Consider the following 14,890-nt stretch of genomic DNA (forward strand, 5'->3'; position numbering starts at 1 on the left):
CTTATGCAGCCGAGCTGTACTTATGCAGTGAAAGCCCAGATCATGCAGCCGGGTCGAGCGCATCAGTTGAGCTTATTTGCTGTCTGCATCCAGCATTTCTAGCAGCTCTTCAATGACATCAAGGGCGTGCATTGCGGAGTAATAAGCGCCTTCATGGGTCTGCTCATCAGAGCGGACCACGGCTTCGTTCTTCACCGCTGGAATCTTGCCGAACTGTGCATTCGACTGCAGCGATTGCCAGACGGACTTCTCGTTGACCAGGGCCACCAAGGCGTCGACGTCGGCAAGCTCATCGCCAATCTCATCGACAGAGTACTTGCCAGTGACACCCTCCAGGGCCTCGTTGAATGCCTTCGAAGGTTCCGCGCCGAGATCCTGCAGCATCTGCGAGAGCAAACGGGTTCCGTTGATGACGAACTCTTCGCCGTCGTAGCTGACCGGGGCGAACTTGTTGTCCGCCAGGACCTTGGCATACTTATCCGACAGCTTGCCGACGCGTTTCTCATAATCGGCAATCAGGCTGCCACCCTCTTTTTCAGTACCGGTGGCAGACGCAACCAACATCAGATCATCTTGCCAGGTAGCGGTGGAAAAATCACCGATTGGCAGAACCGGGGCGATCTCTTTGAGTTCGTCGTGGATCGGGGTGACATCCTGGACCGCACCGATGATTAGGTCCGGGTCGGCTTTTTTAATAGCGTCGATGTCTACTTCTTCATCACCAGCGGTGTACAGCGTTTCTGCGCCATCTTCGTCGGCTTGTTTGATTTCTGCAGCCAATGGCGAATCCAAATCAAACGCCTCTGGTGCCTTCGGATAACCGGTGACCGGCAGCTCCAAAGATAGAGCAATATCGAGGTCGCGGCTGCCAGTCAGCACCACGACGGATTTCACATCGGCAGGTACTTCTACCTCGCCGAGTTCGGTATCCACAGTGCGGGATTCGCCATCCTTGTTGGCGGTTTTCTCGGCGTCCGAAGCAACCGAGGATGCGGTGCTTGCTGCTTCCGAGGCTGCGTCTTTGACAGAATCAGCGGCTTCGTCAGCAGAAGAGCACGCGCTCAGGGTCAAGGCAGCAGCTACACATAGCGGAACAATCTTTTTCATAATTATTACGTTAGCAAAAAAATCTGCTGCCAAAACTCTAGAAATTACATCTTGGATTCGATGTACGTTACGTGGGTTTCGACGAATTCCATGATGCCGTGCTTGCCATCGGCACCGCCGATACCAGAGTTGCGACGGCCAGCGTGGAAGCCCTGCATTGCTTCGAAGTTTTCGCGGTTGATGTAGGTCTCGCCGTAGAGCAGCTCGCGGGCAGCCTTGTGGGCTTTGTGCACGTTCTCGGTATATACCGACGAGGTCAAGCCGTATTCCGAGCTGTTCGCGAACTCAATGGCCTCATCCAAATCCTTGACGGTAACCACCGGTAGAACAGGACCGAAGACTTCTTCGCGGGTAATCGCAGCGCCTTTTTCTACGCCGTCCAACAGCGTTGGCTGGTAGAAGAAGCCTTTGCCTTTATCCTCAGCAGCGGCACCGCCACACACCACCTGGGCGCCGGCGTCGACGGCGGCTTGCACCATTTCGCTGACATTCGTCAATCCGGCCTGGTTGATCAGTGGGCCCATGTCCAGCTCGTCCTCGGTGGAAGTATCACCGTAGCGGGTGGACTCGAATTTGTCCTTCAGCTTGGCGACGAGCTCATCATGCACGGCTTCTTCCACGAGCACGACTTCCGCGCAGTTGCATACCTGGCCGGTGTTGATCACGCGTGAGTTCCAGATGGCGGTGGCTGCCAGGTCCAGGTCGGCGTCAGCAAGCACGATCGCTGGTGCCTTACCGCCGAGTTCTAGGTTGACGCGGGTGAGGTTTTCCGCAGCAGCTGCCATGATCTTCTTGCCGGTTGCTACCGATCCCGTCATCGAGATCATGTCGACGTCCTGGTGACGGGTCAACGCATCACCCACGACAGATCCGCGGCCACCGACCATGTTGAATACGCCCTTAGGCAGGCCGATGCCGTCGACCAGTTTCGCGAACTCGAAGGCGTTGATGGGGGTTTCGTCTGAAGGCTTGATGACGATCGTGTTGCCGGTGACCAGGGCCGGCGCCATTTTGCGCACGATGAGGAAGAACGGGAAGTTCCATGGCAAGATGCCACCGACGACGCCAATGGGTTGGTAGGTCAGGAAAATGGATTCGTTTGGGCGATCCGATGGGATGACTTCGCCTTCAATGCGACGGGCAAAACCAGCCATGTAGTCGAGGTAATCGGCAGTGAAGCTGACCTCGACTTTGGCCAGGCCACGGGCTTTACCTTGCTCACGCACCAAGTAATCAGCGAAACGGTCGACGTGGTTGCGTAGTTCTGCTGCGATCTTGGTCAAATACCCGGCACGCTCAATGGCAGGTAGCTTTGCCCATTCCACCTGGGCGGCCTTGGCTGCTTGTACTGCCTGATCTACTGCTGCGGCATCGGAAGCTGGTGCCTGGGCGATGACCTCACCCGTCGACGGGTTGAGAACGTCGTGGAATTCGGCTGGGGCGACGAATTCGTTGTTGATGTAGTTCTGGTAGCTGGACATGAAAACTCCTTGGTTGGTGTAACTACTGGGTTAGTTGCACTACTGCGTTAGCTGCGAGCAGTGTCAATGAGTCGAGCAATTTCTTCCTGCTGTGCTCTTGTTAGCTCGATATATGGCTCATGCGTGGCGGTGCTGAAATCTGCGCCGCTGGCATAACGCACAGCGTGTTTTATGGTGTGGATGAAGTGATCACCTACCTCGTAGACAGACATCAGAGCAGCAATCTTTTCCGCATTCTGTGCTGCAGCGGCTAAATCGCCAGACTCATATGCGCGGTGCATGTCGCCGAAAATCTCCGGAACGACATTGGTGAGTCCACACAAAACGCCCTGGCCCCCTGCGATGCGGTTAGGGAAATAGTACTCGTCGAAACCGGAAAGCACGGAAAAACTATCCGGGGTATCTCGGATTACCCGTCTAGTGTGGGCTGCGGAATCCACGGTGTCTTTTACCCCGACGATATTTGGGTGTGCCTGTGCAATCCGGCTGATAAGTTCCGCCGAAAGATCATTGCCTGTGCGGTCGGGGAAGTTGTACAGCACGATGGGCAACTCAGAAGCGTCGGCAAGCTCAGTGAAATATTGCACTGCAAGTTCATCGCTGGGGCCAAAATAATATGGGCTGACGACAACTGCAGCATCGGCCCCATGTTTCAGACCATGGGCATTGAGTTCTTTGACTTCTTCTATTCGGGCGCTGCCCGAGCCAATAAAGAAATGCATGCGGCCTTGGACAACCTGGCTAACAAATTCGATAGCCTGCTTCTTTTGTTCCGTGCTCAACGCATAGAACTCACCGATGCTGCCGAAGATTAAAACACCGGAAATGCCTCCGGAAATCAGTCGCTCGAGATGGGCTTCCCAAGCCTGAAAATCAATGCTGCCGTCGCTGTGAAATGGAGTTATTGACGGGCAGTAAACTCCTGTAAACATTTATTTTCCTTTCAAGTTATAAACGGAACGGGCAGTACTGGAAAACACATCAGGATCATCGCCAAACACTTTCCGTATTGCGGTGATATGCGTATGTAACTCGGTATAAATACCGATGACCGGCCAGTTTGATGCAAACATGAGTCTTTGCGGGCCGAAGATCTCGCCGAGAAACTCCAATAGCCGGTAGGCATCTGCTGTGGATTCGTAACTTAGCCCTGAGAGTTTGCAGTACACATTGGGGTGTTCGGCTAGAGCTCTCATATTGCTGGCAAACTCGCCATTGAGATTTTGGGCATTGCCGCAATGGTCAATAACAACGCGGGTATTTGCACACTCTGCATAGGCTGTCGAGAAATCTCCTAATTCCGGGGTGCGCATGCAGAGATCGAAAACCTTTGCTTGGCTAGATAAGTTCCTGCAACCCGCGGCGAAGCTGCTTTCTAAGCAGCGGCCTCGGGGTACGTTATCGTTATGCAACACTTCCCGCACTCCGGCGGCACCTAGAGTAACTTGCAAATCTTTGTGTAAATAAGCATGCGTAACGAAGCCTTTTAGTAACGGTTCCTGCTGCATTAAAGATGTAATGCGAGCGTCTTCGTCAACAGGATCAGCGACGTCGGCTTCCACATGCAGTGCACCGACTAGTTCGACGTCCTCCAGACCTTTGTCGTGCAGGTTGTTGTAAGCCTGCTTAAGGTCAGAAAAACTGAAAGACCTATGCAACATGGAATCTACGCCCTGCAGCCAGTCGAGCTGTTGGGCTGCAGGATCCCACACATGAATGTGAGAATCGAAAATCTTCAGATTAGTCATTTCCCGTACCGTTTTCGCGATTACAGCTGTCGTTGCAACCTGCTTTACAGAGCCCGGTCTAAGTGCACGTAGCCACCATCCGGATGGATCCACTGGCCGGTAGTGTGCGAAGACCGGTCCGACAGTAAGAACACTGCCGTATCAGCGAGCTCTTCGACCGTGGTCATGCGGTTGTGCAGGGGGATTTCGTCGGTGATGAGCTGTAGACGCTTCTGTTGAGCCTCTTCATCGCCAAACGATTTAATCCACTTCTCGTACAAAGGGGTCCATGCTTCTGCGACGACGAGTGCGTTCACGCGCACCCCATGGGGAGCCAATGCAGCAGCCCATTCACGGGTCAGGCCTAGGATGGCACCTTTCGCGGCTGCGTAGGCTGAGGTTTTTCCTTGGCCGGTCAGCGCAGTTTTCGAACCGATATTGAGAATGGCTCCGGCAGATTCTTGCAGGTATTTTTGAGCTGCGTGCACGGTCTCGTAGTAGTGCGTGAGATTGCTATGCAAAGATTGTTCAAACTCACGCCAGGAAGTTTCTTCGAGCGCTTTATTATCGTTGGCACCCGCATTGTTTACGATGCCGTCGATATGTCCATAACGCTGGTAGGCATCATCGATAATGCCTGCTATGTCGTCGGTGTTATTCAGATCAATCTCGTAGGCAGCGTAATCTGCCGTGAGATCTTCAATTTCGGTTTTGTATTCGTCGTTGAGGGGAGTGCGATCAAGGATGACCGGAATCGCACCTTCGCGCGCGAGCGCAAATACGATTGCCTTGCCGATTCCGCCCATGCCACCGGTGACGACGAAAACTTTTTGGTCGAGGTGAAGGTCCATGCTGCACCATCCTTTGGTTCTATGGTGTGAAACCCTGTTTCATGTTTTGTCTCATAGTACCCCAAGAAAATGTGAGATGGAACCCGCGATATCAATTAGTGTGATCTAGCTGGAATATTTCGTCGTGTGTGCACCTAAATTATGTGATATTTCGGCTGCGGCTTCGGTGATTAACGGCGCAAACCGTTCCACCTGCTTCAATGTGTTTTCCATTGCCAGAGAGGTGAGGGAAATCCCGTATGTAGCTTTCCCGGAGTGGTCGAAGACTGGTGCGCCGATACAGCGAATTCCGGGGACATTTTCTTCATCGTCGAAGCTGTAGCCACGGGTGCGTACGACCGCGATTTCTTGGTCGAGGTCTTCTGGGGTGGTAATGGTGTTTGGGGTTAGTGCAGCGAGTCCTGCTTGCCTGATGGCGCTTTCTAGTTCTGACTTATCCATGCCGGCGAGTAGGCACTTTCCAATTGCAGTCGAGTGGAGTGGAAGGCGTTTGCCGATTGTGGATGGGATCTCGTAGGGGGTTGGGCCTTGGCGTTTGGCGACGTAAATTGCCTCATTGACGTTGAGCGCACCAACGTGCACGGTGTATCCAGTTTCTTCGGCAAGCTGTGTCAGTACTGGGTTGGCAACTTCGGAAATGTCAATCGAATTAAACGCTCGGCTGGCGAGACGAAGTGAGGTGACACCAGGTGCATAAGTCCCATCACTTGCCAGGTAGACAAATTCGTAGTCAAGTAGCGTTTGCAGGATTCGGTGCACCGTAGCCTTGGCGAATCCGGTAGCTGTGACGATGTCTGAAAAGCGTTCGTGCTCAATGGCGGCTTGTAAAACAATCAACGTTTTGTCGGCAGCAGTAAGACGAGCGTTCGGCGCAGTCATTATTGGGGGTGCTCCTCGCGGATATTGGCAGGCATGGGGTGAAAATTACTTCATCAGTAGCTGGGCTAATGCCTATTGTCGCACGATTGTTATGAGTGGGTTTGTGTGTGAGGTTGAACGTAATTTGTCTAACCCCTTGCGCATGTTCGTGACTTGAACTACATTCCTAACTACACAATTAAGGAACTAGGTTCTGCCATGTGAAACTTCACGCTTCATGGTGCGCGCAGAGCCATCCGTTAAGGAGGGCACAATTGTCCAGAATCACGCAAATAAAAACCTACGATTTTAGATTTCCGACCTCGCAGTCACTCTCCGGCTCTGATGCGATGAACCCCGACCCGGATTATTCTTCTGCGTACGTAGAAATTTCAACGGACGCAGACGACGGGCATACTGGTATCGGCTTCGTTTTCACCATCGGACGTGGTAACGACGTCGTGTGTAAAGCTATTGAGTCGCTTAGCCAACGATTTATTGGGCAAGAGATAGAACCATACCTCGACAATATGAAGCGTGCCTGGGATGACCTGGTGCATGATTCCCAACTGCGCTGGCTGGGCCCAGAAAAAGGCGTCGAGCATATGGCTATCGGTGCAGTGCTGAATGCGTTCTGGGACCTGAAAGCTAAACGTGCAGAGGTGCCACTTTGGCGGTTATTAGCGGAGATGGATCCAGCCGACTTGGTGGCGACTCTCGATTTCCGGTATCTCACGGATGCTTTAACTCCAGAAGAAGCTATTGATTTCCTAAAAGATGGTAAAAGAGGCCAGCAAGAGCGAATCGATAATCTTTTGGCTCACGGCTACCCGGGATATTCCACGGCGGCCGGATGGCTGGGCTATTCCGATGACAAGATGGTCAGATTGGCGAAAACGGAAAGTCAGGACAAAGGCTTCCAGCTGATCAAACTCAAAGTCGGCCAGAACCTTGATGACGATTTGCGTCGATTGGCACTAGCCAGGGAAGCAATCGGTCCCAACGTTCGCTTGGCAGTGGACGCCAATCAGGTATGGGACGTCCCACAGGCAATTGATTGGATTAAACAATTCCACGAATTCGATCTCGCGTTTGTGGAAGAACCGACCAGCCCTGATGATGTGCTCGGACACGCTGCGATTGCCCGCGCCGTGGACCCAATCCCCGTAGCAACCGGCGAGCAGATGCAATCCCGAATCCTCTATAAGCAATTTTTGCAGGCTAATGCCTTCGGAATTATGCAGGTAGATGCTACCCGGGTGGCGGGGCCACAAGAACTCCTCATCGAGTATTTGCTGGCACATAAATTTAACAAGCCTGTGGTGCCGCATGCTGGCGGCGTCGGCTTGTGCGAGGCCGTGCAACATTTTGCGATGTTCGATTATCTGTCAGTGTCATGCACATTGGAAAACCGGCTGATCGAATATGTCGATAACCAACACGAGCATTTCGTGGACCCGGTCGTGATCAAAAACGGTAACTACATGCCGCCACTGTTACCGGGAAACAGTTGTGAAATGACTCTGGCCAGCACAGAGAAATATCTTTACACGCCTGGTGCCTAACAGGATAAATCGCCACCACCCAGAGCCACTACCCAAGGCCTAAGCCTTCATTTTCTAAGGATGCGATATGAATGGAAAATCAAATCTGAACCCAGCGAATAGCGCGGGAACAGAAGCTACAGGAACGCAAAAATCTACTGGAACGAAGAAAAACGAATCCGGTGGATTCCTTTACCCAGGGTTGCTGCTTCCCTTCGTCCTGATCGTTTCGTGTTTCGCGGCGTGGGGAATTTCGACTGACCTCACCGCTCCAATGGTTAACGTGTTCAGCTCGGTTTTCGATATGAACGCGTTTCAATCAGCTCTCGTACAGTTTGCATACTTCGGGGCATATTTCTTACTTGCCATCCCGGCAGCCATAATCAATACCAAGCTGGGATTCAAAGGCGGAGTTGTCCTGGGCATGAGCATGGCAGCACTGGGCGCCTTCATGTTCTTCCCTGCGTCACAAATTATGACCTACGGGGTATTCCTTGCGGCACTGTTTATTCTTGCCGGTGGATTGTCGATTGTCGAAACTTCAGCGAATCCGTACGTAATGTCGCTGGGGCCGGAGAAGAATGCGACTCGACGCCTGAACTTTGCGCAGGCCTTCAACCCGATCGGTGCCAACATCGGCGTTTTGATGGCCACCCTGTTGGTAGCACCTCATATTCGTGAATCCGTCGACAAATCCGGACTTAGCGAAGACCAGTTGCTCGAGCAAACCTCCCAGGAACTGGAAAAGGTGATGATTCCATACATCATCCTGGGCGTACTCTACGTTGCACTGGCACTGTCCATCTTCTTCGTGAAAGTTCCAAAGAACAAAGCGATGGAAGAAACTGACTTCTCTAATGTTCCGAAGGGCGTTGTTGGGCGCCTGTGGAACAACGGAACCTATCGTTTCGGCGTCGTCGCGCAGTTCTTTAATGTGGCGGCACAGACTTGTATCTGGACTTTCATTCCGTTTTATATCCAGTACACGCTCGATGCAGACCTAAAAACTGCTGGTTGGTGGCTGCAGATCTCACTCGTGTTCTTCTTGGTTGCCAGGTTCGTCATGGTCTGGTTGATGGGTAAAATCGAGGGTCGCTACCTGTTGACCATAATGTGTGGTCTAGGTGTGGTATTCACGATCATCGGCATCCTTTCCGGAAACGTCTTGGGTGCATTGTGCATTGTCGCTTTGTCCGCGTGTATTTCGCTGCTGTTCCCAACCATTTACGGAATTTCTTTGACTGGAGTGGGGCGCGATACCAAATTCGCTTCCTCGGGTCTGGTGATGGCGATCATTGGTGGTGCAATCGCGCCAATGATCCAAGGTGCAATCCAAGACGCGACTAACCCGCAAGTTGGTTTCACTTTCGTTCTGCTGTGCTTCATCGTTATCGGTGCCTTCGGTTTGTACGCCATCAAGCACCAGAAATCTGATGCTATTGAGGCAGCACCAACGATGGGGAAGAAATAACAATGTTGCGCGGAATATCGCCCTTACTGACTCCCGAATTATTGTCAGCACTATCCGCAATGGGGCATGGTGACGAGATAACGCTTGCCGACGCCCATTATCCCCGGTTCGGTGATGGGCAGCGTGCCATCCGCATGGATGGACTAGGAATCCCTGCTTTGCTTGAGGCAATCATGCCTTTGTTTAAACTCGATCAATACGAGGATAAACAATATTTGCTCATGGCACCGGTAGCAGGTGATTCTGACGCTCCGGTCTGGGACAGCTATCGCAAGATAATTTCGGCGTATGACCCAGGTGCAGAACCAGAATTTTTAGAGCGGTTTCGCTTCTATGAGCGCGCACAAAGTTCGTATCTGACAGTCGTGACTGGTGAAACCGCCCAATACGGCAATATCATTTTGCGGAAAGGCGTAATTCTCGATTAAGTCACCCGGTAGGCTGGCTGCCATGTGCGCAACGTATGGGCTCGATTCGACCATGGAACTGCCGAATTACGAGCCGTTGTTTTAACCAGTGCAGTTCTAACCAGTGCAGCGGTGCCACTGGTTCCGTGTGACCACTAATGCAGCGCGCCGGGTCGCCGGGTTGTTTAGCAATGGGAATCGCTTTTGCTCAACCCCGCGCGTTCCCACGCATTCAAGAAGGCATCGGCTTCTTGTTCGCTAGTCACGGAAATACGTACGCCTTCGTCGCCGTAGCGGCGGATGATCACGCCTTCATCAAAGATGCGTTGTTCCACGTCCGCCGCATCCGCGCGTGGTAGCCACACGAAGTTGCCTTGCGACGGTGCCGCGCCGATAGCTTGTGCAATGCGATCACGCTGGCGCTTGGATTCTTCCACCCGCGGGCTAAAAGCTTCGCGGTGTGCCAGGGCAGCAATTGCTGCCTGTTCCGCCATTCCGGTCACGGCCAGTGGCAGTGCCACCAAGTTCAGCGCTTTTGCCAATTCTGGCTGGGCAAAGCCGTAGCCAACCCGCATGCCTGCCAAACCGAAGGCCTTGGAAAAGGTCCGTGCGCCAATCAGGTTTGGGTAATCCTGAATTTCCTGCACTGCATCTGGGCGCTGCGGGTCATCGTTAAATTCCCAGTAAGCTTCGTCGATCAGCACCACAAGATCATCCGGGATCATATCCATGAACTCGCGGAATTCTGCGCGGCTAAAAGTCGTGCCGGTAGGGTTGTTCGGGTTGCACAAGATCACCAGTTTGGTCTTGTCCGTGATGGCTTTGGCACAGGCACGCAAATCGATGCTGTAGTCGTCGGCAAGCGGGACTGTGACTGGAACGGCGCCAGCCATGCGCACATACAGCGGGTAGGCCTCGAAGCTGCGCCAAGGAAAGACCACCTCATCGCCGGTATTACAGGTGATGCGGACGGCGCGTTGCACGATGGATGAAGCGCCAGGGCCAACGCAAAGATTGTCCTCGCTCAACCCGAGGTATTCCGCAAGCGCTGCTGTGAGCTCCGGGGACCTGAATTCGCCATAGCGGTTGCCATACTGCACAGCAGCGTGGATGGCATCTTGCACGAATGATGGTGGGGTGTAGTCGGCTTCGTTGGATGAGAGCTTTACTTTCCCCTCGGCGCTTTTGCCCGGGCGATAATACGGGAACTCGCCAAGATCTTTGCGCAGCATGTGGCTGACCTCCTAAAAATGCGGGGATGAAGAATTAGAACAGATCCCAGATGGTGATGAGCATAATGACCACACCGAGTCCAAGAACGAAATAGTTCGCTTTGTCCTTGCGGAAGTGCTTGTACACATCCAGGTTGCGGAACATATAGACCGGCAACAAGTAGACCATAAAGACCACGAAAACGCCGGCGACCAGAGATGCCAAGGTAACGATCGACGGGTTGAACACAGCGACCAGCGTCGTGGTCACGAAAGCGAAGACGTAGATGCCGATGAGCAGGTTGCGACGTGGAATGCGCTCGGCAGTTTTTGGTGCCACGGTTTTGAAGAGGTATTCGGTACCTTCCTCGCTGCCCAACAGGTGACCGAAGTACGACGAAACGATCGCACAGACCACAACCATTGGCGCAATCGCGGCCATGATGGGAGTTCCAGTGACGTTGGCGAAATAGGACAGCACCGGAATATTTTGTTCATGCGCCTCGCGCATACCGTCCGCGCCAAGAGCCAACACGCACGACCACACGAAGACCATGGTGAATACGACCAGCAGAATCGCGGTGTAGAATTCAATTTTGGACACACGCTTTTCCGTATTTTTGCCATATGCCGGTTGCATGTCAACGGACAGCTGTGAGAGTGCTGCCATATGGGAGAAAGCAAAGACCATCACCGGCAGGATCAGCAAAACACCCTTGACGACGGACAAGAAACCGCCGTCACCATATTCGAATTCCAAGAAGCTGGAAATATCCCAGCGTGGAATGAGGTAAATCGAGGTGATCGCTAGGAAACCGATCAGCGGGTAGACCAACATTTGCGCGAGCCACAGCATAGGTTTGCGGCCGAAGGCAAAACCGGCGGTCATCAAACCAACACACAGCGTCGCCAAGACCCAACGGTTAATGGAGGGCCCGCCCATTTGGTGCACGATGAAGCTATCGACGGCATTGGTGATGGAAACCCCGTAGATGAGCACAGTGGAAAATACTGAGATCCAGTACAGGATGGCGATGGCTACACCACCACGCCGTCCCAGGTATTGCGTGCAGAGTTCTAAAACATCTTTGCCGTGGTCTTTTTCCGGTGCGCCGGAGACGATGCGTGCGTAGGTGCGGTGCGAATAATAGACCAGTGGAAATGCGATGATCGTGGCGAACAGCAGCGGGATGAAACCGAAAGAACCAGCGTTGATAGGCAAAAACAGAATGCCCGCGCCCACGGCGGTGCCGAACAACGTGATTACCCAGGTGGAAGTAGAACCGGCTGGCTCTGCCTTCTTCTTTTTCCGTTGCTTCGTGCTGGTGGAGCTAGCTTGGCTAACCCCGTCGGGGTGCACGCCGGTGTTGCTGGCGTTCTGGTTGTTTGTGCTCATAGCGGTTGCTTTCTTGTTTGAGCTGGGTGCTGGGTGCTGGGTTCTAGTGGTTGGGTTCTAGTGGTTGGGTTCTAGTTGTTGAAGTCTAGTTATTGGGCGCTGTTTGTTGGCTGCTAGTTGTTTGGGTGACGAATTGTACTCGTCGTAATGCTACTCCTCAGTGTTTTGCCGAATGGTGGGGATGGAAAGTGCTTGGTCGGTAATCACGTTAATTAATGCCGGTTTCCCTTCACGCACCGCGGCCAGGGCACGCTTGACTGCGCTGGTGGCGTCCTGGTCAGAGGTGACGGTTTCGCCATGCGCGCCGAAGGCCACGGCGGCGGCAGCGAAATCTGGGTTCGCCAGTTGCGTGCCGGACACTCGCTTGGGGTAGTGGTTGAGTTGGTGGGTGCGGATGGTGCCGAACTCCGCGTTGCTCATGACCACTACCAGAAAGGCCCCGCCGGCTTGTACCGCGGTGGCAAGTTCTTGCCCGTTCATCAGATATTCGCCGTCGCCAGCGATGGTGATGACGGCGCGTTCCGGGAACTGTAACGAGGCCGCGACGGCTGACGGGATGGAATAGCCCATTGAACCGTTACGCACGCTGAGCTGCGAAGGGTATGTTTCCGTGCGTAGGTAGCGCTGCGCCCACAAGCAATGGTTTCCCGCGCCAAAGGTGTACAACGCATCGTGTGGGGCCTGTTCCTGGATCGCGGCCATGATGGCTGCCATGTGTGCGGTGCCTTTTGCGGTGGCGGGCCAATCTTCTGGCTTGCCGACGTGCGAGAACGCTAGGTGTTTGCGGTGGGCAGCGGTGAACCATTCGTGCTGCGCGGCGGAGATAGCAGCATCTGTGCTGTCGCTGGTGCCCGTGCTAGCTTCACTGCCAGCGGTGACCCGCTCTTCGGAGCCGATGCGCTTGGCCAGTTCCTCGGTAACCTGCGCGAACGCTTGCGGGCTGGCCAGAATGTGGTGGCTGACGGCCGCGGAATTCCCCAACAAAGTGGTATCGGTAGTGATTACGATATTTTTCGCGTCCAAGTTCTGGCGCAGTGTGTAGCCATCGGTAGGGACATCTGTGAGGACGGCGCCGAGTTCTACGACCAAGTCTGCTTCGCATAGCAATTCAGCGGCGGCATCGTTGCGGCCATAGCCCAACCAGCCGGCATTTGCTGGCGAGGAAAACGCGGTGCGGTCGCTGGCGCGCCAGTCGTGCACTACCGGGATCTGCTGTTGCTCAGCGAATTTTTGTACGGCTGCGCTGGTTTCCGGGCTCCAGTGCGCGCCACCGGCAAAGATCAGCGGTTTTTCTGCTGTTCGGAGCTCGGAAGCGAGGTAATCGAGGTCGGCATCGCTGAACGCGCCATGGCTGGCAGGTAGAGGATTGCAGAGATCGCCGGTGAATTCTTGGTGTAGGACGTCTTCCGGTAGGCCGATGACCACCGGGCCGGGGCGGCCCTGGGTGGCTAGATGGAAGGCTTCGGCGACGACGCGGCTGGCGCGGGAGGCGTCGTCAAGCACATAAACGCGCTTTGCTTGGGTGCCGAACCACGCTTTGATGTCGAATTCCTGGAAGGATTCGCGGTCGCGGTCGTTGGTGGGTACCAGCCCTACGAACAGTACCAGGGGAGTAGCGTCCTGCCAGGCGGTGTGGATGCCGACGAACGCATTCGCGGCACCCGGGCCGCGGGTGACCATGGCGACGCCCGGCTGTCCCGTAGCTTTGCCGTGGGCTTCTGCCATATAACAGGCGCCGCCTTCTTGGCGGCACACGACGGTGTCGATGGATGATTCGTAAAGACCATCCAGTACCGGAAGGAAACTTTCGCCTGGTACCTGGAAGATCCGTGGGACGTCGTGGAGTTCAAGACTACGGGCGATTGCTGTGCCCACGTGGCCTACGCTCATGCTGTTACCTCGTGATGTAGCAGGGATATTAGTCAGCGACCATTCTAGTGATCTGAAGCAAATTGCCCTTGTGTGTAGAGACGATCGGCCTGTGTAGTTATGCCTGGTTTCTCCGTGTTTTCCGTGAGTTTTCTGCGGGGGTTTTGTGGGTTTTTGTGCTAGCTGGGCGCTTCTTATGCGTTTGCTTTCGCAGTACACGGAATACAAAAAGCCGCATGGCGGGTAACAACGCCATGCGGCCGGAGCCGGGGGAGTTGAGCCAGTAGTTACTTGCTACTAGCGACCGGCTACTAGTGGGGATTAGCGCTCGGAATATAGAGCGAGAACCCTCCAATTACCATCGGGCCCCTTCGCAATGCCGATGCCGGTTTGTGTTGCTTGCTCGTTCGCCATGTTCGCGTGATGTCCTGGACTATTGGCCCAGCCGCGCACTATTGTTGGCGCGAAATTGAAGCCGTCTGAGAGTTGAAAAATATTTTCACCGACTCCGCCGTGGTTTGCTACAAGCGAGCCAAGCTCGAAGTGATGGAAAGCGTTGTTCCGCGCAAGCTCCTCGGCGCGACGTTGTGCTTCGGCATTAAGCGCAGGGTTGCTTTGCAGCGGTTGTGCCCCTTGCTGTGCGCGGAACTTATTTGTTTCCGCGATGACTGCTGCCCGCTTAGCTTCCACGTTCGATGGGGTAGAAGGCTTGCTTGGTGCACCAGGGGTTCCAGGCGTGCTCGGCCGGTGCTGCGTACCAGGCGTGCTTGGGGTTCCCGGCTGCTGTGGCGTCGGCAGGCTAGAAGAAAGCGGGATGCTGCTTGTAGGCAAGTTGAAAGCTTGTGCCTGAGAGCTAGCTGGTGCAGCGATCATTCCAGTGAAAACTCCGGCAGCAGCAAAAGTTGCCGCGAATGTACGGGTGGAAAACTTCACGGTAATCTCCTTAACTCTGTAAAGAGCTCAGTAAA

At 54.1% G+C, this 14,890-nt stretch carries 13 protein-coding genes; 3 read left to right on the forward strand and 10 right to left on the reverse strand.

The features are described 5' to 3' along the window. Positions 1-72 precede the first annotated feature (72 nt). The 6 genes from HMPREF1292_RS05150 to HMPREF1292_RS05175 all read right to left on the reverse strand — a co-directional run bounded on the left by HMPREF1292_RS05150 (position 73) and on the right by HMPREF1292_RS05175 (position 6,045). The gene (locus HMPREF1292_RS05150; protein ID WP_023019010.1) at positions 73-1,107 is read right to left on the reverse strand and encodes an ABC transporter substrate-binding protein; all 1,035 of its coding nucleotides are present in this window, start codon (positions 1,105-1,107) and stop codon (positions 73-75) included. A 44-nt stretch (positions 1,108-1,151) separates the two neighbouring features. Next, positions 1,152-2,588, reverse strand: coding sequence for an aldehyde dehydrogenase (gene aldA, locus HMPREF1292_RS05155; protein ID WP_023019011.1), 1,437 nt, complete (start codon positions 2,586-2,588; stop codon positions 1,152-1,154). 47 nt (positions 2,589-2,635) lie between these two features. Continuing rightward, positions 2,636-3,520, reverse strand: coding sequence for a dihydrodipicolinate synthase family protein (locus tag HMPREF1292_RS05160; RefSeq protein WP_021351917.1), 885 nt, complete (start codon positions 3,518-3,520; stop codon positions 2,636-2,638). Beyond that, the gene (locus tag HMPREF1292_RS05165) at positions 3,521-4,336 is read right to left on the reverse strand and encodes an amidohydrolase (RefSeq protein WP_023019012.1); all 816 of its coding nucleotides are present in this window, start codon (positions 4,334-4,336) and stop codon (positions 3,521-3,523) included. Between the two features lie 44 nt (positions 4,337-4,380). Next, positions 4,381-5,166 (reverse strand): SDR family oxidoreductase, encoded by a 786-nt coding sequence (locus HMPREF1292_RS05170; RefSeq protein WP_023019013.1) that lies wholly within the window; start codon positions 5,164-5,166, stop codon positions 4,381-4,383. Positions 5,167-5,271: 105 nt separating this feature from the next. Further along, positions 5,272-6,045, reverse strand: a complete 774-nt coding sequence (locus HMPREF1292_RS05175) for an IclR family transcriptional regulator (protein WP_023019014.1) — start codon at positions 6,043-6,045, stop codon at positions 5,272-5,274. Positions 6,046-6,374: 329 nt separating this feature from the next. On the opposite strand from HMPREF1292_RS05175, the gene HMPREF1292_RS05180 reads away from it, so the two are divergent. The 3 genes from HMPREF1292_RS05180 to fucU all read left to right on the forward strand — a co-directional run bounded on the left by HMPREF1292_RS05180 (position 6,375) and on the right by fucU (position 9,467). Beyond that, positions 6,375-7,589, forward strand: a complete 1,215-nt coding sequence (locus HMPREF1292_RS05180; protein ID WP_198010709.1) for an enolase C-terminal domain-like protein — start codon at positions 6,375-6,377, stop codon at positions 7,587-7,589. Positions 7,590-7,656: 67 nt separating this feature from the next. Beyond that, positions 7,657-9,039 carry an L-fucose:H+ symporter permease gene (gene fucP, locus HMPREF1292_RS05185; RefSeq protein WP_023019016.1) on the forward strand — a complete coding sequence of 461 codons (1,383 nt, stop codon included), beginning with the start codon at positions 7,657-7,659 and terminating at the stop codon, positions 9,037-9,039. Positions 9,040-9,041: 2 nt separating this feature from the next. Continuing rightward, on the forward strand, positions 9,042-9,467 hold the full coding sequence (gene fucU / locus HMPREF1292_RS05190; RefSeq protein WP_021351910.1) for an L-fucose mutarotase: 426 nt from the start codon (positions 9,042-9,044) through the stop codon (positions 9,465-9,467). Between the two features lie 164 nt (positions 9,468-9,631). Here fucU and hisC read toward each other — a convergent pair whose 3' ends face one another. From hisC to HMPREF1292_RS05210, 4 genes are all read right to left on the reverse strand, one after another. After that, on the reverse strand, positions 9,632-10,678 hold the full coding sequence (gene hisC, locus HMPREF1292_RS05195; protein ID WP_023019017.1) for a histidinol-phosphate transaminase: 1,047 nt from the start codon (positions 10,676-10,678) through the stop codon (positions 9,632-9,634). Positions 10,679-10,712: 34 nt separating this feature from the next. Further along, positions 10,713-12,053 carry an amino acid permease gene (locus tag HMPREF1292_RS05200; protein WP_023019018.1) on the reverse strand — a complete coding sequence of 447 codons (1,341 nt, stop codon included), beginning with the start codon at positions 12,051-12,053 and terminating at the stop codon, positions 10,713-10,715. A gap of 150 nt (positions 12,054-12,203) precedes the next feature. After that, on the reverse strand, positions 12,204-13,943 hold the full coding sequence (locus tag HMPREF1292_RS05205; protein ID WP_023019019.1) for a thiamine pyrophosphate-dependent enzyme: 1,740 nt from the start codon (positions 13,941-13,943) through the stop codon (positions 12,204-12,206). Positions 13,944-14,243: 300 nt separating this feature from the next. Then, a complete protein-coding gene (locus tag HMPREF1292_RS05210; protein ID WP_023019020.1) occupies positions 14,244-14,855 on the reverse strand; it encodes a CAP domain-containing protein in 612 nt (203 codons plus the stop codon). Between the last annotated feature and the right edge of the window lie 35 nt (positions 14,856-14,890).

The organism is Corynebacterium sp. KPL1995 (assembly GCF_000477935.1).
Taxonomy (GTDB): domain Bacteria; phylum Actinomycetota; class Actinomycetes; order Mycobacteriales; family Mycobacteriaceae; genus Corynebacterium; species Corynebacterium pseudodiphtheriticum.

Bases quoted from the DNA above. Each gene is read 5' to 3' on its own strand.
- HMPREF1292_RS05180 (WP_198010709.1), top strand. From the start codon at position 6,375: ATGAACCCCGACCCGGATTATTCTTCTGCGTACGTAGAAATTTCAACG.
- HMPREF1292_RS05170 (WP_023019013.1), bottom strand. From the start codon at position 5,166: ATGGACCTTCACCTCGACCAAAAAGTTTTCGTCGTCACCGGTGGCATG.
- HMPREF1292_RS05165 (WP_023019012.1), bottom strand. From the start codon at position 4,336: ATGACTAATCTGAAGATTTTCGATTCTCACATTCATGTGTGGGATCCT.
- hisC (WP_023019017.1), bottom strand. From the start codon at position 10,678: ATGCTGCGCAAAGATCTTGGCGAGTTCCCGTATTATCGCCCGGGCAAA.
- fucP (WP_023019016.1), top strand. From the start codon at position 7,657: ATGAATGGAAAATCAAATCTGAACCCAGCGAATAGCGCGGGAACAGAA.
- HMPREF1292_RS05200 (WP_023019018.1), bottom strand. From the start codon at position 12,053: ATGAGCACAAACAACCAGAACGCCAGCAACACCGGCGTGCACCCCGAC.
- HMPREF1292_RS05160 (WP_021351917.1), bottom strand. From the start codon at position 3,520: ATGTTTACAGGAGTTTACTGCCCGTCAATAACTCCATTTCACAGCGAC.
- HMPREF1292_RS05150 (WP_023019010.1), bottom strand. From the start codon at position 1,107: ATGAAAAAGATTGTTCCGCTATGTGTAGCTGCTGCCTTGACCCTGAGC.
- HMPREF1292_RS05175 (WP_023019014.1), bottom strand. From the start codon at position 6,045: ATGACTGCGCCGAACGCTCGTCTTACTGCTGCCGACAAAACGTTGATT.
- HMPREF1292_RS05205 (WP_023019019.1), bottom strand. From the start codon at position 13,943: ATGAGCGTAGGCCACGTGGGCACAGCAATCGCCCGTAGTCTTGAACTC.
- aldA (WP_023019011.1), bottom strand. From the start codon at position 2,588: ATGTCCAGCTACCAGAACTACATCAACAACGAATTCGTCGCCCCAGCC.
- fucU (WP_021351910.1), top strand. From the start codon at position 9,042: ATGTTGCGCGGAATATCGCCCTTACTGACTCCCGAATTATTGTCAGCA.